The following is a 24,557-nucleotide window of genomic DNA, read 5'->3' on the forward strand; positions in this document are numbered from 1 at the left end:
AGATGCGAAAATTCCTGACCGCGCTGGTCGTGATTCCGCTGGGCCTGGTCCTGATGGTCTTTGCCGTCGCCAACCGGCATTTCGTCACGGTCTCGTTCGATCCCTTCGTTTCCAACGACCCGTCATTCTCGGTCACGCTGCCGCTGTTCCTGCTCCTGATCGTGGTGGCTGCGCTCGGGGTGGTCGCGGGTGGTTGTGCCGTCTGGTTGGGCCAGCGGCACTGGCGGCGTGCGGCGCGCCGGCATGACGCGGATGCCCGGGCCGCGCGAGGCGAGCTGGCTGATCTGCGGGCCCAGTCTGCCGCAGCAAGGCCTGAGTCCCAGCGCCTCCCCGTTCCCTCCGGTGTGGGGCTTTACGGGCCCGTCGGGCGAGACAAGCAGCGCGCGACGTTGTAGAAGCGGCCGCAACCGAAAAGCCCGTTTTCCGGCCGCGGACCCGCGGCCCTCCATTTGCTTTGAGCCCATATCCGTCGAGAACATGTCCTTGCTCGTCAAAATCTGCGGCCTGTCCACGCCCGAGACGCTCGAAACGGCGCTCGAGGCGGGTGCCGACATGGTGGGCTTTGTTTTCTTCCCGCCGTCGCCTCGACATTTGTCGCTGGAAGCCGGCCGGGAGCTCGGCCGGCAGGTGAAGCGGCGCGCGCTCAAGGTCGCGCTCACCGTCGATGCCGACGATGCCACGCTCGACAACATCATGGACGCGCTGTCGCCGGACATTTTCCAGCTTCATGGCACGGAGAGCGTGGCCCGGCTGCGCGACATCAGGCAACGGGTCGGTCGTCCGGTGATGAAGGTCGTGCCGGTCGCAACGTCAGCCGATCTCGCCGTGCTGCCCGGTTACGCCGAGATAGCCGAACGCATCCTGTTCGATGCGCGCGCACCGAAGGACGCAACGCGGCCAGGCGGCCTCGGCGCACCATTCGATTGGCATCTGCTCGGAAACCTGGAGCTCGCGTTGCCGTATATGGTCTCGGGCGGCCTCAGCGCCGACAACGTCGCCGAAGCCGTTCGCGTCACCCGGGCCGGTGGCGTCGACGTCTCCTCCGGTGTCGAGAGCGCCCCGGGCGTGAAGGACCCCGAGATGATCAAGGCCTTCATTCGCGCCGCGCGCGCAAGCCAAGATGCAAGTCAAGAGTTGAGCGTCCGATGAATGTTGCAAAACCCAATTCCTATCGCAGCGGCCCCGACGAGCGCGGCCATTTCGGCATCTTCGGCGGACGCTTCGTTGCCGAAACCCTGATGCCGCTGATCCTCGATCTGGAGAAAGCCTACACCGAGGCCAAGGCCGATCCGGCCTTCCAGATCGAGATGAACGGCTATCTCAAGAATTATGTCGGCCGGCCCTCGCCGCTCTATTTCGCCGAGCGTCTGACCGAGCATCTGGGCGGCGCCAAGATCTACCTCAAGCGCGAAGAGCTCAACCACACCGGCTCGCACAAGGTGAACAACGTGCTCGGCCAGATCATGCTGGCGCGACGCATGGGCAAGAAGCGCATCATCGCCGAGACCGGCGCCGGCCAGCACGGTGTCGCCACCGCGACGCTGTGTGCGCGCTTCGGCCTGGAATGCATCGTCTATATGGGCGCCGTCGACGTCGAGCGGCAGCAGCCCAACGTCATCCGCATGGAGATGTTGGGCGCAACGGTCATTCCAGTGCAGTCGGGCACGCGCACGCTGAAGGATGCCATGAACGAGGCGCTGCGCGACTGGGTCACCAACGTGCACAACACCTTCTACTGCATCGGCACGGTCGCGGGTCCGCATCCCTATCCGACGCTGGTCCGCGACTTCCAGTCGATCATCGGCAACGAGACCAAGGTGCAGATGCAGGAGATCGAAGGCCGCCTGCCGGATTCGCTGGTCGCCTGTATCGGCGGCGGCTCCAACGCGATGGGCCTGTTTCATCCCTTCCTCGACGATTCCACCGTCGAGATCTTCGGCGTCGAAGCTGCCGGCCACGGGCTGACGCAACTGCATGCGGCATCGATTGCGGGCGGTCGTCCCGGCGTGCTGCACGGCAACCGCACCTATCTCCTGATGGACGCCGACGGCCAGATCCAGGACGCGCATTCGATCTCCGCCGGGCTCGACTATCCCGGCATCGGCCCCGAGCACTCCTGGCTGCACGAGATCGGCCGCGTGAACTATCTCTCCGCGACCGACGACGAGGCCCTCGCAGCGTTCCAGTTGCTGTCAAAGCTGGAAGGCATCATCCCCGCGCTCGAACCGGCACATGCCATCGCCAAGGTGATGGAGCTCGCGCCGAAGCGGACCAAAGATCACCTGATGGTCGTCAACCTCTCCGGCCGCGGCGACAAGGACGTCCCGCAGGTCGGCGACATCCTGAGGGGCAAGAGCAAGTGACCACGCGTATCGACACCCGTTTCGCCGAGCTGAAGAAAGCCGGCCGCGCGGCCTTCGTCACTTTCGTGATGGCCGGCGATCCCGATCCGGCCACCTCGCTCGAGATCATCAAGGCGCTGCCGAAGGCGGGCGCCGATGTGATCGAGCTCGGTATGCCCTTCACCGATCCGATGGCCGACGGTCCGTCGATCCAGGCGGCAGGCCTGCGCGCGCTTAAGGCCGGCATGACGCTGAAGAAGACGCTCGATCTCGTGCGCGGCTTCCGCAAGGACGACAATGCCACGCCGATCGTGCTGATGGGCTACTACAACCCGATCTACATCTATGGCGTCGACAAGTTCTTAGGTGATGCGAAGAGTGCCGGCATCGACGGCCTCATCATCGTCGACCTGCCGCCGGAAGAGGACGACGAGCTCTGCCTGCCCGCGATGAAGGCCGGCCTCAATTTCATCCGCCTCGCGACCCCGACCACCGACGACAAGCGCCTGCCGGCCGTGCTCGCGAACACGTCAGGCTTTGTCTACTATGTCTCTATCGCCGGCATCACCGGTGCAGCGGAGGCGGACGCCAATGCCGTCGGCGACGCGGTCGCGCGCATCAAGCGGCATACCAAGCTCCCGATATGCGTCGGTTTCGGCATCCGCACGCCGGAGGCGGCGCGCGCCATTGCCGAAAAGGCCAATGGCTCGGTAGTCGGCACCGCGCTGGTCGATGCGCTCAAGAACAGCCTCGATGCGGAAGGGCGCGCGACGGCCAAAACCGTCAACGCCGTCGCCGAGCTGACGGCGGCACTGGCCCAGGGCGTCAAGGGCGCGCAACAGGCGGCGGAATAGGCCTTAATTCCGCTGCCAAGTCCGACGAGCAAGGCGGACGATACGGCGGCTTGCCGGGCCGGGTCCCGGCCGCCATATATCCCTTCAGGTGGTCCCCAGGCGGGATCGCACATCGGAGCAAACCATGAACTGGCTTACCAATGTGGTCCGGCCGAAGATCCGCAACATGCTGCGGCGGGAGACGCCGGAGAATCTGTGGATCAAGTGCCCGGATTCCGGACAGCTCGTGTTCTACAAGGACGTCGAGGCCAACCAGTTCGTCATCCCCGGCTCGAACTATCATATGCGCATGAATGCGGTGGCGCGTCTGAAGTCGATTTTCGACAATGAGACCTGGTACGACGTCGCGCTGCCTGACGTCACGCCCGATCCGCTCAAGTTCCGTGACGAGAAGAAGTACGTCGATCGCATCAAGGATGCCCGCGCGCGGACCAATCTGAACGACGCGATCAAGGTCGGCTACGGCAAGCTCGAAGGTGCCGCCGTCGTCGTCGCGGTGCAGGATTTCGACTTCATGGGCGGCTCGCTCGGCATGGCCGCGGGCGAAGCCATCGTGCGCGGGCTCGAGCTCGCGGTCGAGAAGAAGTCACCCTTCATCGTGTTCGCCGCCAGTGGTGGCGCGCGCATGCAGGAAGGCATCTTGTCGCTGATGCAGATGCCGCGCACCACGGTCGCGGTGCAGATGCTGCGTGAAGCAAAACAGCCCTACATCGTCGTGCTGACCAACCCGACCACCGGCGGCGTCACTGCGTCCTATGCGATGCTCGGCGACGTGCAGATTGCCGAGCCCGGTGCGCTGATCGGTTTTGCCGGCGCGCGCGTGATCGAGCAGACCATCCGCGAAAAACTCCCCGAGGGGTTTCAGCGCGCCGAATACCTCAAGGAGCACGGCATGATCGACATGGTCGTGCATCGCCACGAATTGCGCCCGACCCTGGCGCGGCTCTGCCGACTGTTGACCAGGGCGCCGGCGCTTGAGACCGCGTCAAAGCCGGTGCAGCCGGTCGTCAGTCCGGCGCAGATTGTATCGGCTCCCGAAACGGCGCCGGCCGCGCCGCACGCGTGAACGCTTCCTCCGACCGCGCAAAGCCGCCGCTCGACGAATTGATCGGGCGGCTGTCGGCCCTGCACCAGAAACGCATCGATCTCGGGCTGGAGCGGATGCACCGCCTGTTCGAGCGGCTCGGTCATCCCGAGCGCAAGCTGCCGCCGGTGATCCACATCGCCGGTACCAACGGCAAGGGCTCGACGCTCGCTTATCTGCGCGCGACGCTGGAGGCAGCTAACCTGCGCGTCCACGCTTACACTTCACCCTATCTCGTTCGCATCAACGAATGCTTCCGGCTCGGCCGCGTCGGGGGCGGCGTGCTGGTCGGCGACGACGAGTTGCGCGCGGCACTGGAAGAGGTCGAGCGTGTCAATGCCGGCGAGCCGGCCACCGTGTTCGAGCTCAAGACGGCGGCTGCATTTCATCTGTTCGCGCGGAACCCGGCCGATGTGGTTCTGCTGGAGGTCGGCCTTGGCGGTCGGCTTGATTCAACCAATGTGGTTGACGCGCCGGCGGCCTGCGTGATCACGCCTGTCAGCATGGACCACATGGATTTCCTCGGTGACACCTTGACGTCGATCGCGGGCGAAAAGGCTGGGATCATCAAGCGTGGCGTGCCCGTGGTTTGCGCCGAGCAGCCGGCTGAGGCGATGGCCGTGATCGAGGCGCAGGCCAGGCGCATGCGCGCGCCGTTGTTTGCCGCGGGCGAGAGCTGGCATGTCAATGTCGAGAACGGGCGGCTGGTTTATTCCGATGAGCGCGGCTTGATGGATCTCACAGCGCCGCGCCTGTTCGGCCGGCACCAGTTCGACAATGCCGGTCTCGCCATCGCGACGTTGCGGGCCACCAACGCCTTCAAGATCAACCAGGCGGCGTTCGAGGCGGGGATCGTCGGTGCGGAATGGCCGGCGCGGATGCAGCGCATCGCTTCGGGCGAGCTGCTCGCTCTCGGCCCGCAGGGCTCGGAGATCTGGCTCGACGGCGGCCACAATGCGGAAGGCGGCCGCGTCGCGGCGGCCGCGCTCGGCGATCTCGAAGAGCGGGTGTCGCGGCCGCTGGTCGTGATCGTGGGCATGATGGCCAACAAGGACGCGAAAGGCTTTCTCGCCAATTTCGCCGGTCTGACCCGTCACATCATCGCAGTGCCGATTCCCGACACCGACAACGCGATGCCGGTCGACCGCCTTACGGATGCCGCCCGCAGCCTCGGCATGCGCGTCGAGCCCGCGCCCGGCGTGGAGGCCGCACTGCGCGCCTTGGCGAAGCTCGCCTACGAAGTGCCGCCGCGCATTCTGATCACCGGCTCGCTCTATCTCGCCGGCCACGTGCTCGCCATCAACGGCACGCCTCCTGTATAGTCTTCGCTCCATCCGAGCTACGGGAAGACCCATGCGTTTTGCCGCGATTGCCGACGTCCACGGAAATTACCTGGCGCTGGAAGCTGTGCTCGCCGACATCCGCGCGCAAGGCGTCTCCGAGATCGTCAATCTCGGCGACATGCTGAGCGGCCCGCTCGATGCGCGCCGGACCATCGAAATCCTGATGCAGCTCGATGCCGTGCACGTGCTCGGCAATCATGACCGCTATCTGCTCGACCGTCCGCCCGAGAAGATGGGCTCGTGGGATCGCCCGGCCCATGCCGCGCTCAATGCCGCGCAACTCGACTGGCTGCGCGCGCAGCCGATGACGCGCGTCTTTCGCGATCAGGTGTTCCTCTGCCACGCGACGCCCGACAATGACGAAGTCTATTGGCTCGATACCGTGCATCCCGACGGCGCGGTGGCGCTGTCGCCGCTCGATCGCATCGAGAAATTTGCGCAAGGCATCACGCAATCGCTGATCCTGTGCGCCCACACCCATCTCGCCCGTGCCGTGCGACTTCGCGACGGAAGGCTGATCGTCAATCCCGGCAGCGTGGGCGGCCCGGGCTTCCGTGACAAGCATCCGTTCCCGCATGTCGTCGAGGCCGGCACGCCGCACGCGCGCTATGCGATCCTTGAGCTAACCGATGGTGCCTGGCAGGTCACGTTCCGCCATGTGGTCTATGATCACGAGGCGATGGCCACGCTCGCTCGCCGCAACGGCCAGCCGGAGTTGGCGAACGCGCTGGCGACGGGATGGCTTGCCTAGCGGCTACGGCTACGGCTGTTTTAGCAGCTTCATCGGATCCACCGCCTTCTGCTTCAGCTGCTCGAAGCTGCATTGCCGCGGGGCCTTGTCGAGGCGCCAGCGCAGGATCGAGGTGCCGTGGCGAAAGCGGTCGCCGCTGAAATGGTCATAGCAGACCTCGATCACCAGCTTCGGCTTGAGCGGACACCACTTCGCCGAGCGCTCGGTGGACCAGCGGCTGGGGCCGCCCGGCGCGTTGCCGGTGAAGCCGGGCTCGCCGATCAATGCCTCAAGCCGATCGGTCAGGTCAGGCTTTTCCGCCGCTTTGATCGCCGAGGTGAAGCCGACATGGTGCAGGAGACCATCGTCATCGTAAAGCCCGAGCAGCAGCGAACCGACCACGCTCCGGCCGGCGATCTTGTTGGTCGCATAGCGGAAACCGCCGACCACGCAATCGGCGCTGCGGAATTTCTTGATCTTCTGCATGCCGTCGCGATTTCCCGCCTGGTAGGGCAGGTCGACGCGCTTGGCGATGACGCCGTCCGAGCCGCCGCCGGATTGCGCCAGCCACTTTTTCGCAAGGGCGTAGCTCGTCGTCGCCGGTGAGAGGCGGAAGATGCTGCTTTTCAGATTCGCCTTGGCAAACGCTTCCAGCGCCGGTCGCCGCTCCCTCAGCGGTTGCCCGGCAAGCTGCTTCTCCCTGGCCGTCGCAAGCAGATCGAAGGCGAGATAGAGCGCCGGCGTCTCCTCCGAGAGTTTCTTCACGCGGCTCGCCGCAGGGTGAATGCGTTGCAGCAGCGCGTCGAAGGAAAACCCCTTGCCGTGCGGCACGACGATCTCGCCGTCGAGGGTGAAGCGATCCGCCTTCAGCTTCAGCGCCGCGGCGACGATCTCGGGGAAATAACGCGCAAGGTCTTCACCGGATTTCGAGCGCAGATCAATGCTGCCGCCGTTGCGCGAGAGCAGGCAACGAAAGCCATCCCATTTCGGCTCGTATTGCCACTCCTTGCCGCGCGGGATCGCGTCGACCGAGCGCGCCTCCATCGCCACGAGGGGGTCCGACTTTCGCGCGCGTTTTGCGGGAGGAGGAGGCAACAGGCGGGACTCATCATACGCTGGACATGTCCCATCAACGCGAAACGGCCGACTTTCGCCGGCCGTTTCCAAAAATAATCTTGCGCGCGGCGGATCAGACCGCGGAAGTGATCCACTGCTGCAGCTTCGCCTTCGGCGCCGCGCCGACCTGGCGGGAGGCCATCTCGCCGCCCTTGAAGATCATCAGGGTCGGGATCGACATCACGCCATATTTCGACGCGGTCTTCGGGCTCTCGTCGACGTTGAGCTTCACGATCTTGACCTTGTCGCCCATCGCGCCGGCGATCTCGTCGAGCGCGGGTGCGATCATGCGGCAGGGGCCGCACCATTCGGCCCAGAAATCGACGACCACGGGGCCGTTTGCCTTGAGCACTTCGGCTTCGAAATCGGTGTCAGAAACCTTACCAACGGCCATGGGAGTACCTCGTACCTGAGAGAACGGCGCGACGGGAATCGCGCCAAGATCATGGCGTCAACCTATGAATGGCTCCTTGCCGGGTCAAGGACGCTCACACCGAGATGAAGAGATGCCAGCGCCGCGTCCAGCGCGGGAGCCGAAATCTCCATATATTCAAGGGCCTCGGTCCAAAGCAGGACGGCGCGGACAGGCTTTTGGGGATAAAGCCGCGATAGCACCGCCCGATAGAGCGCAAGCTGCCGGACATAGGCGGCGGGCGCCGCATCGGCGCTCCTGGGAGCCGCCTGATTGGTCTTGAAATCGACGATCAGGACCTCATCCGGCCGAACGACCAACCGGTCGATCTGCCCCGACACCAGCGCCCGGGCGTGGCCCGGCCGTTCCAGCCGGCCGACGATCGCGACCTCCGCCCGGCTGCCGGCCGCAAACACGGGCGCAAACCGTGGCTCGGCGATCAAGCCGAGCACCTTGTCGGCCAGCGCGGTCCGGTCGGCCTCCGCCCAATCCGCCGCGTTGCGCGCCATGAAGCCGAGCGCGGCCTCGCGTCGGCGCTCAGTGGCGATGTCGGGGAGCGATTGCAATAGCCGGTGCACCAGCGTGCCGCGTTGCAGCGCGAGCGCGCGGGACTGCACTGATTCGCCCGACGGCACGGCGCGGCCGTCCCCGGACGGCTGGCCGGAGGGGCGCACCGGATCGTCGTCGATGGTGTCGCGCGGTGCCGGCGTCCGCAGCCAGTCCGGGAGCGCGGTCGCCTGGTCCAACGAGGCCGCGGGCGTGCCCAGCGCCACGACATCCTCCGGCCGGGAGAAGCGCGTCGCCTTTCCCAGCGGCGTCTCGATCGTCTCTTTCGTCAGGCCCGAGCCGGCGAGCCCGGTGTCGACCAGATCGTACCAGCTCAGCTTGCGAACCGTCTTCATGTTGCCGGGCATGCAGCCGCCGACGATGAGCCGGTCGGCGGCGCGCGTCATCGCGACGTAGAGCAGGCGGCGATATTCGTCCTCGGTCTCCTCGAGCATCGCCTTGCGCGCCTCGACGACGGGTTTGGGATCATCCGCCTTGCGTCCGGCCCAGACCACCACCTCGCCGCCATTGCCGCGCGGGACATGGATCAGCCGCAGCCGCTGCGAATCCGCTGGCGACGATGTAGTGTCGACCATGAACACGACCGAGGCCTCCAGGCCCTTGGCGCCGTGCACGGTCATCACCCGCACCTCATCGCGGGAGATCTCCATGTCGCGCTTCACCTCGGTATCGGCCGAGCGCAGCCAGGCCATGAAACCCTGCAGCGAGGCGGGCGCCTTGCGCTCGTAGTTCAGCGCCAGCTCCAGGAACTCATCGAGCGCGTCATTGGCCTCATGACCGAGCCGGCGCAGCATGCGCGCGCGTCCGCCGTCTCCCCCGAGCAACCAGGCGTAAAAGGCGAACGGCGTCTCCTCGCGCGCCCGCGTTTCGCAGGCTTCGAGGCCTCGCAACGCCGCAGCGAATGTCTCGCTTGTCGTGGCATGCTCGCCAAGCGCGCGGCGCAGCGATCCCTTGCGGTCATGGGCCAGCTGGAACAGATCGTCGTCATCGAGCCCGAACAGCGGGCTCTTCAGCGCGACCGCGAGCGCGAGATCGTCCTGCGGCAGCAGCAGCGCATCGGCAAGGTTCATCAGGTCGATGATTCCGATGTGCTCGGTGAGCTTGAGCCGATCGGCGCCCGCGACCGGAACGTTGGCATGCTTCAGCGCCTGGATCACGGCATCGAACGCATTGCCGCGCCGGCGCACCAGGATCAGCATGTCGCCATAGCGCAAGGGACGCCGCTCGCCTTCGTGCCCGGTCAGCGTGCCGCTCTCGACCAGCCGCTTGATCTCGGTTTGGATCCGGCGCGCGAGCTTCACCTCGGGGCTGGTGGCGGCGACGCCGTCGAACGGCGCGCGCCAGCCCTCGATTTCCTGCCTGTCGTCGGCTTCCGCAAGGTCCCACAGCTCGATCACGCTGGGGCCGGCATCGCCGAGTGCATTGTGCAGGGGATGACCGGTCTCGAGCGAATGGATGCTCTTGTAGATCGCGGGCTCGCGGAAGACGTGGTCGACCGAATGCAGGATCGCGGCGCCGGAGCGGAACGAATAGGTGAAGGCGACCGGATCGAATTTCAGTCCGGCCGCCGTGAACTTGCGGTGCAGTTCGCGCCGGCGTGCATCGAATTCCCGGGGCTGGGCGCCCTGGAACGAGAAGATCGACTGCTTCTCGTCGCCGACAGCGAAGACGGTGCGGTTCAGGCCCTCGCGCGCACCTTCGCCGGCGGTGAACTCCGAGATGATGTGCGCGACGATGTCCCACTGCCGCGGACTTGTGTCCTGGGCTTCGTCGATCAGCACGTGATCGACGCCGCGGTCGAGCTTGTAATGCACCCAGCCCGAGGAAACGCGATCGAGCATCGCCAGCGTCTTGTCGATGAGGTCGTCATAGTCAAGCAGCCCGCGCTCCTGCTTCTCGCGGCGGTAGTTTGCGGCAGCCGCGGTCGCGATATGCAGCAGGGCCGCGGTGCGGTCGCGCATGGTCACCGCACGGCGCGTCTCGACCAATCCGGCGACGCGCTGCGCCTCGTTCTCGAACAGGCGGGCGACGGACGGGTTGTGATCGCAAAACTTCTTGGTCAGCACCGCCTTGCGCGGCAGCTTTTCGTCGGTGAGGAAAACGCTGAGATAGGCATCGACCTGCGCGGCGCCGGAAAAGACCTTTGCCTCGCGAAGCCGGCAGGCCTGGTCGTTGTCGGACTTGCTGCCGTCCTCCAGCGCAAAGGCGATCTCGTTCCAGCGCGATCGCGGCAGGAACGGACCGTCGACAATCTCCGTCTCGACGTCCTCGATGCGATCGTTCGCGTCCACCCCCAGCGCCGCTGCCATCTGCACGGCAGCCAGCTCCGCGCTGCCGGCTTCATCGGTCCAGGCCATGAAGTGATCGCGGCTCAGGCAAGCCTCGCGCACCACCTCCTTGAAGGTGACATCGGCGGCGCTCGCCATCGCGGTCAGCAGCGCGCGGCCGGTCACGCTGTCTGGGTCGCGCGCGGCCTCCAGCAGCACCTTCAGATTGGCGCGTTCCATCATGTCGGTCTGGTCGCGCTCGTCGATCACGGCGAAGCGCGCGGGGACATTGGCCTCGAACGGAAACTGCTGGAGCAAACGCGTGCACAGCGCGTGGATGGTCTGCACCTTGAGCCCGCCCGGCGTCTCCAGCGCACAGGCGAACAGCTTTCGTGCGTCGCGCCGCAATTTTGCAGTGGGATGCGGGATGCCGACCGCGCGGATCGCCGCATCGAGTGCCGTGTCGTCGAGCGTCACCCAATGCCCGAGCGTGGTGAACACGCGCTCGGCCATGTTGGCGGCAGCCGCCTTGGTGAAGGTAATGCAGAGGATCTTTTCCGGCGGCACGCCCGCGAGCAGCAGGCGGATCACGCGCTGCACCAGCACATGCGTCTTGCCCGAGCCGGCATTGGCCGACACGAAGGCCGACGCGGACGGGTCCGATGCGCGCGCTTGCCTGGCGCGCACCTCATCCGGGATGGGGCGCGGTGCCTTCACCATTCCTCGATCCCCAATCCACCGGCCGCGGACCATTCCTTGATCCGGGCGAGATCGTCATAGGCGCCGTAGCGATTGGTCCACATCGGCAGGTTCAACGAGGTATAGGGCTGGTTCTCGTCCTCGAAGGCGCGGATCAGCGCCTCGAGCTTGGCCCTGGCCTCGGCAGCCGCGGTGTCCGGCGGCTGCGGCTCGTCGCCCTGCTTGAACTTGAGTTCGAGAATGCGTTCTTCGCCCGGCGGATTGTTGCCGCTCAGGCGAACATAGACGAGCTGGCTCACGGACGCGCCGGCATCGATGTCGGGAAAACCACCCTCGCGCAGGATCGCGGCTTCCAGCGTGAGCTGCGGCGACAGGCCCATGCGGACCTGCTTGCCGGTCGGTGGCTGGCCGGTCTTGTAGTCGAGGATGGCGTAGCCGCCGCCCCGGCGCCGTTCGATGCGGTCGGCGCGCGCGGAGAGACGGAAGCTGCGCCCATGGTCGAGCGGGATCGAGATCTCGCCGCGAGTTTCCGCGGCGATCGCCTCGATCGCGTCGCGCCGCGCCGTCTCCCATTCGCCGAACCAGCGTGCGATGCGCTGGAAGCGCGGCCACCACAGCGCCCGCGCCTCGGGTCGCTCCATCAGCGGCTCAAAGTATTTTTCGCCGATCGCGCGCAGCACGCGCGCCGGATCGTCGGGCAGATCGGTGGCGTAGCGTTCCGTGAACTCTCCGAGCGCATCGTGGATCGCCGAGCCGCGGTCGGCGGCCGACAGCGGCATGTCGACCGGATCGAGCGCGTCGAGCCGCAAAATGTGTTTTGCGTAGATCGTATAGGGATCGCGCAGCCAGTCCTCGATCCCAGTCACAGACATCCTGAGCGGCCGGGTCGCGCGTGGCGGTCGCGGCTCGGGCTGCTTGATCGGCCTCACCTCGTCGGGCTGGTCCAGCGCGGCTGCGAACTGCACGTATTTCTCGCCCGCGCGAATCGCGGCCTTCCAGTGCGCATCGCCCGCGACCGCCTCCAACCGGTGCAGGAAGCGCGAGGCAACCGCCGGGGCACCGCCAGCCTTGGCGGAGTGGGTGAGGATGACCTCGTCGCCGCCCAGCAGTTGCGCAAAATCATGCGCGGAGAGGCCGATACGGCGTTCCGGCAGATCGAGGCCCAGCTGGTGCCGCATCGGCCGGCTCAGCCACGGATCGATGCGCGGCGCCGGTGGCCAGACCCCCTCGATCAGCCCGCCGACGATGATGCGGTCGGCCTGCATCAGGCGTGATTCCAGCGGTCCGTAGATCTGGAGCCGCGCGCCTGGCCTGTCCCGCCGCCGCACCGCGCGATCGCTGAACGCGGTCTGGAACACGTCTGCGTAGTCGGGCAGCGTGACCATCAGTCCGCTGGTCGTGCCGCCGCGCAGGAGATCGTCGAAGGCGCTCGCGAGCGCGAGGCCCTCGCGGTCCTCGAAGGCCACGGAAATGCCCTGCTCGTCGCGCGACAGCTCGATCATGATCTCGCGATGCCGATGCGCGAGTTCGGCGAAGTCATACGGTTTTGATGACGCAAGACTCTCGATCGGCGCCAAGGCTTGTCGTAAGGCATCGATCAGCGCCTGGATGCGATCGAGGTCTTCCGCCTTGAGACGTGCGCGCGGCTCGGCCTTATGCAGCGCGGAGACTTCGCTGCGCCACAGCTTGGCCAGCTCCTCGCGAAAGCGATTGAATTCGCGCAAGAGGCCGGCGGTGCCTGCAGGCGGGCGCGTGCCGCGCAACAAGGCGAGCTCCAGGCCTTCGATCGCAGCCTTCCATGCGCCAGGGGCCCGGCCGAGCCGGCATAGCGGATGCTTCAACATTGCGAGCAGCGTCGGCGGCTCCAGTCCCTTGGTCGCAGCCTCAGCTGTCAGTCGGGCAAAGACGCCGGCGGAGGTTTCCATCAGGACGTCGCCGCCGGAATCGTCGAATGCGAGATCCCACCGGGTCAGCGCGGCCATCACCCGCCGCGCCAGGGCGCGATCGGGCGTGACAAGTGCGGCGGATTTGTCGAGGTGCCGCGCCTCGCGCATCGCAATGGCGATGGCGAGCGCTTCCATTTCAGGGTTGGGAGCTTCGACAACCGCGAGGTTCTTCATACCGCCGGTGATCTTTAAGGCCACATCCGGCTGCTTCAACCGATCGTGCCAGATCTCGGTCTTGGCCGATGGCCGCATCGATTCGGAGGCGAGCAGATCGCGACCGCCTTCCGCCGGAGGCTTGAGGATATCGACGTCGCTGCGCTTGATGCCAAAGCGATCCAGCAGCGCGTGCATGGCATATTGCGGATGGTTCGAGACCGGATGCTCCGCGAACTTGCCGAGCGCATCGCGGACGCCGCCGATGCTGCGCCAGGCATCGTCATCGAGATCAGTGTCGAGGCCGGGCAGCACCACGGCGCCATGCGGCAGCGAAGCGACTGCGTGGAGAAATCTTGCCGTGGCCGGCATCGAGCCGGTCGAACCGGCCGCGATCACGGGGCCATGGCGATGCACGGTCAGCCGCCTGGCTTCGGCATTGATCAGGAGGTCGCGGCGGGCAGCGGGTTCGATGCGTTTGATTTCGGCGAGATGACCGGGCCAGGCGATGCGCGCGATGCGCAGGAATTCGAGCGAATGCTGCCAGTAGCGGTCGAGCATATCGGGCACGAGGCCATCGAGCGCGCTCCAGTCGACGCCGCGCGTGACCATGTCGTCGATCAGCCGCGCGAGATCGGACGCCAGTGCCAGCGTCGACGCGGGGCCGCCGACGACCAGCGGAGACAGCACCGGACCCTTGGCCCAGGCCGCGACGAGTGGCGCCAGTGTCAGCCGCCGTTCGAGCTCGCCGAGCCGCGGCGGAATGTCGAGCGGCGTTGCGCCGGAAAACTGTTCGCCCTCATCGGCGAAAGCGAGCTCATCCTCGTCGATGTCGCCGAGCGCGACGATCCGCGGCAGCACGACAGCCTCCGCCTTCATCTCGTCGAGGAAGATCTCGCGGACGACGCGCATGGCGCGCCGTGTCGGCAGGTACAGCGTGGCATCCGCCAGCCGTGCCGGCTCCTTGCGTGCCTCAAAGCCCTCGACCAGCCGGCCGTCGAGCAAGCCTGAGACGACGGTGCGCAGGAACGGAACTGAGATGGGAACGCTGAAAACGCGCATGAGCTGCCTGATTCGGGAATCAGGCGCCAATATAGGGAGGCGGAGTCAAATGGTCATGGGCGGAGGTGGGATAGTCCCCGCTGTTTGCCGGACCAGAACAGGTGCCGTAGGGGACAATGGCGCAGCCCTACGCCACGCTCTCCAGAAACGCCTCTTCCGCCGCGTGCACGGCATCAGGCGTGCCGACATGCATCCAGACGCCGTCGAGGCGAAGGCCGAACAGCCGCTCCTGCTCGTTGGCACGATCGAACATCTTGGTCAGCGAGAACTCGCCCGCGGGGGCATCGGCGAAGATCGACGGCGACAAAATCGCAGCGCCGGCATAGACGAACGGAACGACCTCTTTTTCCTTGCGCTTGCGCAGGGCACCGTCGGCCAGCATGCCGTAATCGCCGCGGCCGCTATAGCCGATGCTGGTCGCCGTCGGCGCCATCAGCAGCAAAATGTCCATCCGCGCGGGATCAAAGTTTTCGGCGAGCCGCGTCAGGTTGGAGCGTACGCCGTCGATCCACAGCGTGTCGGAATTGACGTGAAAGAACGGTGCGTCCCCGAGCAGCGGCAGTGCCTTGACCACGCCGCCGCCGGTGCCGAGCACCTGGTCGCGCTCGTCCGAGATGGTCACGCGCGGATGCTGGCGGGATGCGGTGTGATCGATGATCTGGTCCGGCAGGTAATGCACGTTGACCACCGCCTCGCTCACGCCGGCCCGACCGAGCTTGTCGAGCACATGGTCGAGCAGCGGCTGGCCGGCCACCGGAACCATCGGTTTCGGCATCTTGTCCGTCAACGGACGCATGCGCAGGCCGAACCCTGCGGCGAGCACCATGGCTTTGGTCGGTTTGACGGGCATCCTTCGCTTTCTCAGACCTACTGATCTCGCGTTCGCAGCAATCCTAACATGAGGTTCGACCGACCGCACCGCGTCTTAACCGCCTTAACCACCTGCCGTGACGCTTGTACGACAGGTGTTGCCGTTACGCCCCGATGGACGTTGACCGCGCCTTTTTCTTCTTGTCACCGAGCTTGAGAAAGTTGACGCCGATCTGGTCACCATTCACCCAGGCGAGCTCGCAGCGTCGGTACGCAAGTCCGGTGGACGACAGCAGCAGAAAAAACTCCTTCAGATGCAGGCCTTCGACTGAGCCGTCGATGGTCAATTTGGCGCCGCTGTCGGAGACGTCCTCCATGGTGCAATCGCGCCGCCAGGTGCCGTCGATACCCATCATCTGGGCCGCGATCCCGCGCTCGAAAACAACCCGGCTGTTGCCGCGCTGGTCCGTCTTCACCGCCATCTGCCCTGCTCCAGCCCCGTAATCATCCGGCTGCTCCGCCGCCAGGTTACCGGCGTCTTGGCTAACAGCCGGTAAATCGAGCCCTGAATCAGCCTTTTCAGCCCCTACTAGCCTTTTCCGCCTTGGGCCTCAGCCTTGGGCCGGGCCTTGGGCCTGCCTTTGGGGCGGCGGGACGTTGGCGAGATACCAGTCGCGCAGATGGGCGAGCGTGGGATGCGCCAGGGAGCGCTGGAGATAGGTCCAGATCCGCGGCTGGTGACGCAGATAATGCGGCTTGCCGTCGCGGCGGTTGAGGCGGGCAAAGGTGCCGAGCAGACGCGTGTTCCGCTGCGCCGACATGATGGCGTAGAGCTCGGCGAAGCCGGCCGCATCGAAGCTCGCCTCGCTGGCGCGGCGCGCCTTGATGTAGCGCGACAGCAGCGTCAGCTCGATCGCCTCGGGCACGTCGATGCGGGCGTCCTGGAGCAGCGACACCACGTCGTAGGATTGCGGCCCCAGCACGGTGTCCTGGAAATCGATCACGCCGACGCGTTCGATGCCGGTGCGATTGCTGAGCCAGATCAGATTCGGCGAGTGATAATCGCGGATGATCCAGGTCTTCGGCGCGGCCTGCGCCTTCTGCAGCAACTCGCGCCACATGGCGAAAAATTCGGCGCGCTTCGCGTCGTCCAGCGGCGCGTTGCGATCAGGCAGGTACCATTCCGGCATCAAGCCGATTTCGATCAGCAGCGCCTCGATATCGAAGACGGGAATGGCGTAGGTCTGCCGCCCGAGCGGCAGCGTTTGCGGCAGCGTCTTGCCGTGCAGCACGGCCAGCAGATCGGCCGCGGCTTGGTAGCGTTCGGCGATCGGGCGCGGCGGATCGCCCTCGATCACGCCTTCGGTGCCGAAGTCTTCGCTGATCAGGAACCCGTGGTCGAGGTCGGAATGATGGATCGCGGGCGCCGAGATTCCCTGCGCGCGCAGGCCCTCGTCGATGGCGACGAAGGGTTTGATGTTTTCGGCGAGATGCACCGCGGCGCTGTAGGATTTTCCGTTGTACATCGCAGCACCATCGGGGCGCTGCGGCGAATTCATGAGGATGACGATCTCGTCGTCGCGCTGCAGCCGCGCATAGGAGCGCGTCGAGGCGTCGCCCGCCATGCGTTTGCGCGTTGCCTCCATGTAGCCGGATGCATCGAGGAATTCGCGCAGCGCCTGCAGCCGCGCGACGATGGCGGCAGCCTTGCCATGGCCGGTGATGTCGGCGGCGCGTGCATTCGAGCCCAGCGCCGGCCGGTGCGTCAGCGCGATGTCGATGCGGTCTTGAGGCATCGCCGACGGCGCGCGCTCCGGCCATTCGATCAGGACGAGGGTTGCTTCCGGCAGCGGCGACAGCCCGATCTCTTCGAGCTCGCTCTCGTCCTCGACGCGGTAGAGGTCGGCATGCATCACCGGGAACGGTGGCAGCTCGTAGCCCTGCACCAGCGTGAAGGTCGGGCTCGGCACTTCCAGTGCATCGTCGCCGGCGAGGTAGCGGATCATGGCCCGCGCCGCCGCGGTCTTGCCGGCCCCGAGATCGCCGGTGAGCGTGATGACATCGCCGGGGCCGACCAGCAGCGCGAGGTCGGCCACTAGTTGCGCAGTGGCTGTCTCGTTGCGGAGCGCGACGGCGAATGTGGTTGGCGCAGTCATTCGGCGGCGTCGCGATGCGCCGCCTGGTCGGTCGGGAAGTCACAGATCACGACCGTGCCCCTGCCCACGATCGAATCCACCCGGATATTGCCGCCATGCAACTCGACGAAGGAGCGCACCAGCGACAGGCCGAGCCCGGCGCCGCGATGACGCGAGCCTTGCGAGCGGCTCTCGAACCAGTTGAACACCTTGTCCTTCATGTCGGCAGGTATTCCAGGCCCGGAATCTGTCACAGTGAAGACCACACTGCGTTCGGTGCGGCGGGCGCTGATGCCGACGGTGGAATCCGGTGGAGAAAACCCGACGGCGTTGGCGAGGAGATTATAGAGCACCTGCACCACGCGCTTCTCGTCGCCGGTGAAGCTGCCGACATCGGGCGCGATCTCGACCTTGAGGCGGATGCGGTCGGTGGCGAGCCGGTCCTGAAGACCCTCGGCGGCGAGCTCGATGGTCTTGCTGACGTCGACCGGGCCGAGTTCCAGCTTCATGGCACCGGCGTCGATGGTGGCGAGATCCAGGATGTTGTTGGTCAGCGCCAGCAGCGCATTGGTCGATTTGGTGACGTAGTCGAGATATTCGGCCTGTTTCGGGGTCAGCGGCCCGGTCGAGGGATCGCTGAGGAAATGCGCAAAGCCGATGATGGTGGTGAGCGGCGAGCGCAGCTCGTAGGAGACGTGGTGGACGAAATCCACCTTCATCTGGTCGGCCGCCTCCAGCGCCTCGTTGCGCTCGCGCAGAGCGCGCTCGACGTTCTCGGTGTCGGTGATGTCCTGGAACGTCAGCATCGTGGCGCCGTCGTGCAGCGGCCGGATCATGCCGTCGAGCACGCTGCCGTCCTTGCGCTCAAGCTTCAGCGGAATGTCGGCGCGGCTCTCGATCGAGGTGACGGCCTCGCGGATCTGCCGCCAAACGATCGCGTCGTCGAACAGCTGATGGCACCAGCCCTCGACCGTCTGGATGTGCGGCTCGTCGCGCATGGCGTCAGCGGACAGCTTCCACATCCGGACGAACGCCGGGTTGAACAGCTGCGCCCTGCCATTGCTGCCGAACACCGCAACGCCCTCGGCGAGGCTATCCAGCGTCTCACGCTGGACCCGGATCATGCCGTCGAAGCGGCGGGCGAGCTCCAGGCTCTCGGTGACGTCGTCGAACAGATAGGTGACGCCGCCCTCGGGATTCGGCGTGGTGACGACGGAGAGCGCGCGCCCATCGGGCAGATACCAGGTGTCCTTGGCGGCCTCGACCGCCCGATAAGCCTCGTGCAGCTTGGCCTTCCAGGCGCGGAAGTCCGGCTGCTCCGGCAATTTGCGCGCGGCGCGAAGCTTGTCGAGCACGCTGGAATCATCGGGGTTGGCGTCGAGAAAGGTGCGGTCGAGGTCCCACAGCTGGCGGTAGGAATCATTGTAGAAGGCAAGCCGGCGCTGGCCATCGAACACGGCAACGCCCGAGGAGAGCTGGTCCAGCGTACGGCGATGCGCCTCCGCCATCCGCACCAGCGCCGAGCTCAAGGCATCCGCCTCGCTGGCATCGATGGCAACGCCGACATTGCCGCCACCGACATTGACGGCGCGCACATCATAGATGCGCCGCTCGCCGCCGATCACGATCGGCAGCCGCGAGGTGAAATTGGCCGCTTCCTTCAGTCCCCGCTCCATCGCGGTGCGGTCGGCGCTGTCGAGCAGCTCGAGCTTGCGCTCCTGGGCGTCGGTGATGCTCGCCGCCTCGGTCGCACGGACATAGGCGGGATTGGCATAAGCCAGCGCGCCGTTCTCGCCCTTGGCCCAGATCGGCCAGGGGGCGGCGGTCGCGAAGCCGCGCAACATCTCCGTCTCGTCGGAAAGTGCCTTGTAACGCAGATTGGTCTCGGCCAGATCGCGGCGGAGCCCCGAGAGTTCGCGAATCCTGACGATGGCTTGGCCACCGATGGCGCGGCCGATAGCCTCCAGCGTGTGGCCATGCGCGGTGGTGAGCGTCAGCTGGAACCCGTCGCCGCGGTCGCGCAGCGCATCGACGGCGTGATCCATCTGCAGCGCCGGTTCCGGCGGCAACCAGGTTCCAAACGCGAGCACGCGCTGCGGAGAGGAGTCGCGCGGCAGCACCATGGAGATGTCACCGGAGATCTGCGCGCGATTGTCGCCGGCCGGCCAAGAGATCAGGATCTGCGGCTCGGCGAACAGCAATGCGCCGAAGCGGTCGGCCTGGAGCTGGAGTTCCCCGATCCGGGCGCGCAGCCGCGCCTCGTTCTTCGCCGTGCGCACGCGCGTGCGCATCAGGAGGATCGCGGCGACCACCGAGAAGCCGAGCAAGGCCAGCGCGGTGGCCAGCACCGCGAGCTCCTGCCGGTTGAAATCCAGCAACGTTGAGAGTGTGTCGACGAGGTCGGCGGCCTCAGCCGGCGCAGCCGGCAGCAGCGCCGCGAGAGCGCTTCCCAACAAGCCGTTGCGCACCAGCGATGTGCACGACAGCAGCGTCCGACGCATCGACACGATCACGCCTGACATAGTTGCCCCAAGATCGCACGAATTTGCGCGCGGCGACCCCCGTCGCGCGCGAATCAAACGACAATACCCTCACCGTGACTCCACCGGTAAGAGTCCAGATCGTGAACGCAACGGCGGTCCCAAAAAAATGCCGAAGGCGGTGTTCCAATTCGCGTAATTCCTCGGGTGATTCGGTGTGTTAGCGGCCGGTCGAGCCGAATCCGCTGGTCCCGCGATCGGTCGCGGACAATGTCGACACGGGAACCAGCGCGGCCTGCACCATTGGCGCAATCACCATCTGCGCGATGCGCTCGCCGCGCTTGACCACGAAGGCGGTCTGGCCGTGGTTGATCAGGATCACCTTGATCTCGCCGCGATAGTCCGCGTCGATCGTGCCCGGTGAGTTCAGCACGGTGACGCCGTGCTTGGCCGCAAGCCCGGAGCGCGGCCGCACCTGCGCCTCGTAGCCGGGCGGCAACGCGATCGCGAGTCCCGTCGGCACCAGCGCGTATTGGCCGGACGCGAGCGTCAGCGGCTCGTTCTCGGGCACCGCCGCCATCAGGTCGAGACCGGCGGCATCATTGGTCTGATAGGCCGGCAGCGGCAGCCCCTCCGCATGGGGCAGGCGTTGCAGTTCGACGGTGACTTTGGTGCTCAAGATGCGGGCTCCCGGGATTTGCCGGTCACGCTCTTTGCGATATGCGCGACCAATCGAATGGCGACCTGTTCCTTGGTCATCGCCGGCCAGGAATCAACTGCAATCTCGCCATCCTTCTCATCGTTCTTCTCACCGCTCTTGCTGATGAGGTGCACGGTGTTGCGGTCTCCGCCCATCACCCCGGTTGCGGGGGAGACGTCGTTGGCGACAATCCAGTCGCAGCCCTTGCGGGCAAGCTTCGACTTGGCGTTGTCGATGAGGTGCTCGGTCTCGGCGGCAAAGCCGATCACCAGTGGCGGCCGCTGGTCGGTCAGCTTGGAGATCGTCGCGAGGATGTCGGGGTTTTCGACCAGCTGGAGCGGCGGCATGCCGGCCGAAGTCTTCTTCAGCTTCTGCTCGCCTTCATTGGCGACCCGCCAGTCGGCGACGGCGGCGGCGAAGATCGCGATGTCAGCGGGGAGCGCGGCCCGCACCTGCTCCAGCATCTGCCGTGCCGATTCCACATGCTTGACTGTCACGCCCTGGGGATCGCTGAGATCGACCGGGCCGCTGACCAGGATTACCTCGGCGCCCGCGGCCTGTGCCGCGGCGGCGATCGCAAAGCCCTGCTTACCGGAGGATCGGTTGGCGATGTAGCGCACCGGATCGATCGGCTCGTGGGTCGGACCAGCCGTGATCAGCACGCGCTTGCCGGCGAGGGGGCGCGGCACCGGCGGCCGCAGCAGTCGCTCGGTGGCAGCCGCAATTTCGATCGCCTCGGACATGCGACCGATGCCGGCTTCACCGGCTTCCGCCATCTCGCCGGAATTCGGCCCGATCAGCATCACGCCGTCGCGTTGAAGTTGCGCGACGTTGCGCCGCGTCGCCGCGTTGTTCCACATCAGCGGGTTCATCGCCGGCGCGAGCAGGACCTTGCGGTTGGTCGCAAGCAGGATGGCGCTGGCGAGATCGTCGGCATGGCCGTTGGCCATCTTGGCCATCAAATCCGCGGTCGCAGGCGCCACCACGATCAGGTCGCACTCGCGCGCCAGCCGGATATGACCGGCGTCGAACTCGCTCTCGGGATCGAACAGGTCGGTGTGGACGCGCTCATGCGAGAGCGCGCTCACGGCCAATGCCGTGACGAATTGTTGCGCCGCCTTGGTCAGCACGCAGCGGACCTCGATCCGCCGCTCCTTGAGCCTGCGGATCAGGTCGAGCGATTTGTAGGCCGCGATCCCGCCGCCGATGATCAGGGTGACGTTGGCCTCGGGGAGGGCGCCGCTGCGCTGGGGCGTGGGGGTGGCGGAAGCCGCGGGCGGCGCCGTGAACGGCGTCAGGGGCTCCTCGCGGCCCTCGATCAGCTCGCCGAGGATGACCCGGACCTCTTCCTCGACCGACCTGCGGTTCCTGGCCGAGCGCAGCCTAAGGTAAGTTTTGATGCCTTCATCGAGCTTGCGAATGGTCAGGCTCGCCATGACGCCCCTCCAGCACAAATGATGGCGATGCTATCATTCGCATGATTGCACTGCAATCAAAGATTCCGGACGGCGATCAGGATGCCGATGAAGGTCGCGGCGATGATCCAGAGCGCCACGGTGCGCCAACGGTTCTTGCGGCCTTCGCTGCGGCCCATCGCCGCGATGCTCTCCGGCGACAGCCGGATGCCCTCCCGGGTCATGGTCTCCAGCTGTTCGAGCACCGTAATCGAGCGCGCGGCGATATCAGGCAGGCGCATCAGGATGCGCGCGAGATCGCCGGTGCCGGAGATCGCGCCCTGGACCCGGCGGATCGGACCGAGATTGCGCTCGATCCATTCCCGCACCACGGGGTCGGCGACCTTCCAGATGTCGAGCTTGGGATCGAAGCCGCGTGCCACGCCCTCGACCACCACCATTGTTTTCTGGAGCAGGATCAGCTCGGGCCGCGTGGTCATGTCGAACAGGCCGGTGACCTCGAGCAGCAGCGTCAGCAGCCGCGCCATCGAGATCTCTTCCGCCGTGCGGTTATGAATGGGCTCGCCGATGGCGCGGATCGCTTGCGCGAAGTTCTCGACCGAGTGATGCGCCGGGACGTAGCCTGCCTCGAAATGCACTTCCGCGACACGACGATAGTCGCGGGTGATGAAGCCGAGCAGGATTTCGGCAAGGAAGCGCCGCTCCTTCATGCCCAGCCGGCCCATGATGCCGAAATCAACCGCGACGAGGCGACCGGCGTCATCCAGGAACAGATTGCCCGGATGCATGTCGGCGTGGAAGAAGCCGTCGCGCAGCGCGTGGCGCAGGAAACTCTGAATCACCTTGCGGCCGAGATCGGGCAGGTCGACCTGCGACTCGGCCAGGCGCTTGTGATCGTTCAGCGCGATGCCGTCGATCCACTCCATCGTCAGCACGTTGTGCGTGGTGCGGTCCCAGTCCACGGTCGGTACGCGGAAATCAGGATCGTCGCGCGTGTTCTCCGCCATCTCCGACAGCGCCGCGGCCTCGAGGCGCAGGTCCATCTCCATCGCGACCGAGCGCGACATGGTGTTGATGACCTCGATGAGACGCAGGCGCCGCGCTTCGGACGAATAGGACTCGGCCTTGTATGCGACGAAGAAGAAGTCGGAGAGGTCGCGGCGGAAGCGTGCGGCCACGTTGGGGCGCAGCACTTTCACGGCGACTGCCTTGCGGATGCCATCGCGCAAGACTTCGCCCCGATGCACCTGTGCGATCGAGGCCGCTGCGACCGGCGCACTGAGGCTCGCGAATACGTCCGTCAGCGGGCGCTCCAGCGACGTCGCGATCACGGCTTCCGCTTCGACTTGCGAAAACGGCGGCAGGCGATCCTGCAGGCTTTCCAGATCACGCGCCATGGCAACGCCGACCACATCGGGGCGCGTCGCCAGAAATTGCCCGAGCTTGAGATAGGCCGGGCCCATCCGGGTCAGCGCGCGCGACAGCCGGGGCCCGTCCTTAGGGCCGCCCCGTTCGACGATGCGCGCAAGCTTCAGCGCGAGCTGTCCGGGCGGCGGCACCAGGCTGGGATCGACGGCGCCGAACACGCCCTCGCGCGCGAATACGAACGCGGCGCGCATCAGGCGCGCACTATGGGTTATGGCAGAGATCACAAACGCCAGCCCGAATGCAGTGCGACGATGCCGCCGGACAATATCTGCCAGTTCACGCGGGCGAAGCCGGCATTACGGATCATATCGGCGAAGGCGTTGGGTCTTGGGAACTTGCGGATCGACTCGACCAAATATTGGTAGGACTCGGCGTCACCCGTGATCATGCGGCCGAGCGGCGGGATGACCTTGAACGAGAACAGGTCATAAAGACGATCGAGTCCGGGCATCTCGACGGTGGAGAATTCCAGACAGAGGAAGCGGCTGCCCGGCTTGAGCACGCGATAGGCCTCGGCCAGCGCGAGATCGATCCGAGGCACGTTGCGAATGCCGAAAGCGATCGTATATGCGTCGAAGCTGCGGTCGGCGAAGGCGAGCGCTTCCGCATTGCCCTCGACGAAATCGACCTGGGTCTTGAGATGCCGCTTTGCGGCGCGCTCGCGGCCTACCTCCAGCATCCCGGAATTGATGTCGCAGACGGTGGCATGGAAGCCGGGGCCTGCGGCCTTGGCGGCGCGGAACGAGATGTCGCCGGTGCCGCCGGCAACGTCGAGCAGCGCGAACCGCCGGTCGCCTCGCGGCGGGTCGAGCGCGGTGATCATGATGTCCTTCCAGACCCGATGCAGCCCACCGGACATCAAATCGTTCATCAAATCATAGCGCGACGCCACGCTGTGAAACACATCGTTCACCAGCGTCTGCTTGTCGCCCAGGGGGACGTCCCTGAAGCCAAAATGCGTGGTTTCGCCCGGCCGATCCATTACTCTACTCCACGAGGCGGACCATAGCGCGC

19 protein-coding genes are annotated in these 24,557 nt (G+C 66.0%); 7 read left to right on the forward strand and 12 right to left on the reverse strand.

Annotated elements, in window-relative coordinates; all coding sequences use genetic code 11:
* The first annotated feature begins 2 nt into the window (after positions 1-2).
* From ACIPUD_RS08600 to ACIPUD_RS08630, 7 genes are all read left to right on the forward strand, one after another.
* Entirely contained in the window at positions 3-395 is a 393-nt protein-coding gene (locus tag ACIPUD_RS08600) for a lipopolysaccharide assembly protein LapA domain-containing protein (RefSeq protein WP_446480386.1), read from the forward strand.
* Positions 396-477: 82 nt separating this feature from the next.
* Positions 478-1,149 (forward strand): phosphoribosylanthranilate isomerase, encoded by a 672-nt coding sequence (locus ACIPUD_RS08605; protein ID WP_018455762.1) that lies wholly within the window; start codon positions 478-480, stop codon positions 1,147-1,149.
* Positions 1,146-2,363, forward strand: coding sequence for a tryptophan synthase subunit beta (gene trpB, locus ACIPUD_RS08610; protein ID WP_446480387.1), 1,218 nt, complete (start codon positions 1,146-1,148; stop codon positions 2,361-2,363). The genes ACIPUD_RS08605 and trpB overlap by 4 nt, the downstream gene beginning before the upstream one ends.
* Positions 2,360-3,196 (forward strand): tryptophan synthase subunit alpha, encoded by an 837-nt coding sequence (trpA, locus tag ACIPUD_RS08615; protein WP_085349901.1) that lies wholly within the window; start codon positions 2,360-2,362, stop codon positions 3,194-3,196. The genes trpB and trpA overlap by 4 nt, the downstream gene beginning before the upstream one ends.
* 124 nt (positions 3,197-3,320) lie before the next feature.
* Positions 3,321-4,262 (forward strand): acetyl-CoA carboxylase, carboxyltransferase subunit beta, encoded by a 942-nt coding sequence (gene accD, locus ACIPUD_RS08620; RefSeq protein ID WP_018455765.1) that lies wholly within the window; start codon positions 3,321-3,323, stop codon positions 4,260-4,262.
* Positions 4,259-5,602, forward strand: a complete 1,344-nt coding sequence (locus ACIPUD_RS08625; protein ID WP_204513029.1) for a bifunctional folylpolyglutamate synthase/dihydrofolate synthase — start codon at positions 4,259-4,261, stop codon at positions 5,600-5,602. Before accD ends, ACIPUD_RS08625 begins: the two co-directional genes overlap by 4 nt.
* Before the next feature lie 31 nt (positions 5,603-5,633).
* The gene (locus tag ACIPUD_RS08630; RefSeq protein ID WP_083926409.1) at positions 5,634-6,374 is read left to right on the forward strand and encodes a metallophosphoesterase family protein; all 741 of its coding nucleotides are present in this window, start codon (positions 5,634-5,636) and stop codon (positions 6,372-6,374) included.
* Positions 6,375-6,383: 9 nt separating this feature from the next.
* Here the strand turns inward: ACIPUD_RS08630 and ACIPUD_RS08635 are convergent, their stop codons facing one another.
* The 12 genes from ACIPUD_RS08635 to ubiE all read right to left on the reverse strand — a co-directional run bounded on the left by ACIPUD_RS08635 (position 6,384) and on the right by ubiE (position 24,525).
* A complete protein-coding gene (locus ACIPUD_RS08635; RefSeq protein ID WP_018455767.1) occupies positions 6,384-7,397 on the reverse strand; it encodes an ATP-dependent DNA ligase in 1,014 nt (337 codons plus the stop codon).
* A 145-nt stretch (positions 7,398-7,542) separates the two neighbouring features.
* The gene (gene trxA / locus ACIPUD_RS08640; protein WP_007598398.1) at positions 7,543-7,863 is read right to left on the reverse strand and encodes a thioredoxin; all 321 of its coding nucleotides are present in this window, start codon (positions 7,861-7,863) and stop codon (positions 7,543-7,545) included.
* A 62-nt stretch (positions 7,864-7,925) separates the two neighbouring features.
* On the reverse strand, positions 7,926-11,435 hold the full coding sequence (gene addA / locus ACIPUD_RS08645; RefSeq protein WP_446480388.1) for a double-strand break repair helicase AddA: 3,510 nt from the start codon (positions 11,433-11,435) through the stop codon (positions 7,926-7,928).
* Positions 11,429-14,575 carry a double-strand break repair protein AddB gene (gene addB, locus ACIPUD_RS08650; RefSeq protein WP_446480389.1) on the reverse strand — a complete coding sequence of 1,049 codons (3,147 nt, stop codon included), beginning with the start codon at positions 14,573-14,575 and terminating at the stop codon, positions 11,429-11,431. Before addB ends, addA begins: the two co-directional genes overlap by 7 nt.
* A 127-nt stretch (positions 14,576-14,702) precedes the next feature.
* A complete protein-coding gene (locus ACIPUD_RS08655) occupies positions 14,703-15,425 on the reverse strand; it encodes a nucleotidyltransferase family protein (RefSeq protein WP_018455770.1) in 723 nt (240 codons plus the stop codon).
* 124 nt (positions 15,426-15,549) lie between these two features.
* Entirely contained in the window at positions 15,550-15,867 is a 318-nt protein-coding gene (locus tag ACIPUD_RS08660) for a PilZ domain-containing protein (RefSeq protein ID WP_018455771.1), read from the reverse strand.
* 129 nt (positions 15,868-15,996) lie between these two features.
* Positions 15,997-17,541, reverse strand: a complete 1,545-nt coding sequence (gene tsaE / locus ACIPUD_RS08665; protein ID WP_446480390.1) for a tRNA (adenosine(37)-N6)-threonylcarbamoyltransferase complex ATPase subunit type 1 TsaE — start codon at positions 17,539-17,541, stop codon at positions 15,997-15,999.
* Entirely contained in the window at positions 17,538-20,042 is a 2,505-nt protein-coding gene (locus ACIPUD_RS08670) for a sensor histidine kinase (protein ID WP_018455773.1), read from the reverse strand. Before ACIPUD_RS08670 ends, tsaE begins: the two co-directional genes overlap by 4 nt.
* 178 nt (positions 20,043-20,220) lie before the next feature.
* Complete coding sequence (gene dut, locus ACIPUD_RS08675) at positions 20,221-20,679, reverse strand: dUTP diphosphatase (RefSeq protein WP_018455774.1); 459 nt, start codon at positions 20,677-20,679, stop codon at positions 20,221-20,223.
* The gene (gene coaBC / locus ACIPUD_RS08680; RefSeq protein ID WP_446480391.1) at positions 20,676-22,136 is read right to left on the reverse strand and encodes a bifunctional phosphopantothenoylcysteine decarboxylase/phosphopantothenate--cysteine ligase CoaBC; all 1,461 of its coding nucleotides are present in this window, start codon (positions 22,134-22,136) and stop codon (positions 20,676-20,678) included. Before coaBC ends, dut begins: the two co-directional genes overlap by 4 nt.
* A gap of 56 nt (positions 22,137-22,192) precedes the next feature.
* Entirely contained in the window at positions 22,193-23,767 is a 1,575-nt protein-coding gene (gene ubiB / locus ACIPUD_RS08685) for a 2-polyprenylphenol 6-hydroxylase (protein ID WP_446480392.1), read from the reverse strand.
* Complete coding sequence (ubiE, locus tag ACIPUD_RS08690) at positions 23,764-24,525, reverse strand: bifunctional demethylmenaquinone methyltransferase/2-methoxy-6-polyprenyl-1,4-benzoquinol methylase UbiE (RefSeq protein ID WP_085362017.1); 762 nt, start codon at positions 24,523-24,525, stop codon at positions 23,764-23,766. The genes ubiB and ubiE overlap by 4 nt, the downstream gene beginning before the upstream one ends.
* Positions 24,526-24,557: the final 32 nt, after the last annotated feature.

It is taken from the genome of Bradyrhizobium sp. CAR08, from assembly GCF_052871955.1.

What these genes read in the sequence shown, in the direction of transcription:
- ACIPUD_RS08600 (WP_446480386.1), top strand. Translation starts at nt 3, where the DNA reads ATGCGAAAATTCCTGACCGCGCTGGTCGTGATTCCGCTGGGCCTGGTC.
- ACIPUD_RS08605 (WP_018455762.1), top strand. Translation starts at nt 478, where the DNA reads ATGTCCTTGCTCGTCAAAATCTGCGGCCTGTCCACGCCCGAGACGCTC.
- trpB (WP_446480387.1), top strand. Translation starts at nt 1,146, where the DNA reads ATGAATGTTGCAAAACCCAATTCCTATCGCAGCGGCCCCGACGAGCGC.
- accD (WP_018455765.1), top strand. Translation starts at nt 3,321, where the DNA reads ATGAACTGGCTTACCAATGTGGTCCGGCCGAAGATCCGCAACATGCTG.
- ACIPUD_RS08630 (WP_083926409.1), top strand. Translation starts at nt 5,634, where the DNA reads ATGCGTTTTGCCGCGATTGCCGACGTCCACGGAAATTACCTGGCGCTG.
- ACIPUD_RS08635 (WP_018455767.1), bottom strand. Translation starts at nt 7,397, where the DNA reads ATGGAGGCGCGCTCGGTCGACGCGATCCCGCGCGGCAAGGAGTGGCAA.
- trxA (WP_007598398.1), bottom strand. Translation starts at nt 7,863, where the DNA reads ATGGCCGTTGGTAAGGTTTCTGACACCGATTTCGAAGCCGAAGTGCTC.
- addA (WP_446480388.1), bottom strand. Translation starts at nt 11,435, where the DNA reads ATGGTGAAGGCACCGCGCCCCATCCCGGATGAGGTGCGCGCCAGGCAA.
- addB (WP_446480389.1), bottom strand. Translation starts at nt 14,575, where the DNA reads ATGCGCGTTTTCAGCGTTCCCATCTCAGTTCCGTTCCTGCGCACCGTC.
- ACIPUD_RS08655 (WP_018455770.1), bottom strand. Translation starts at nt 15,425, where the DNA reads ATGCCCGTCAAACCGACCAAAGCCATGGTGCTCGCCGCAGGGTTCGGC.
- ACIPUD_RS08660 (WP_018455771.1), bottom strand. Translation starts at nt 15,867, where the DNA reads ATGGCGGTGAAGACGGACCAGCGCGGCAACAGCCGGGTTGTTTTCGAG.
- tsaE (WP_446480390.1), bottom strand. Translation starts at nt 17,541, where the DNA reads ATGACTGCGCCAACCACATTCGCCGTCGCGCTCCGCAACGAGACAGCC.
- ACIPUD_RS08670 (WP_018455773.1), bottom strand. Translation starts at nt 20,042, where the DNA reads ATGTCAGGCGTGATCGTGTCGATGCGTCGGACGCTGCTGTCGTGCACA.
- coaBC (WP_446480391.1), bottom strand. Translation starts at nt 22,136, where the DNA reads ATGGCGAGCCTGACCATTCGCAAGCTCGATGAAGGCATCAAAACTTAC.
- ubiE (WP_085362017.1), bottom strand. Translation starts at nt 24,525, where the DNA reads ATGGATCGGCCGGGCGAAACCACGCATTTTGGCTTCAGGGACGTCCCC.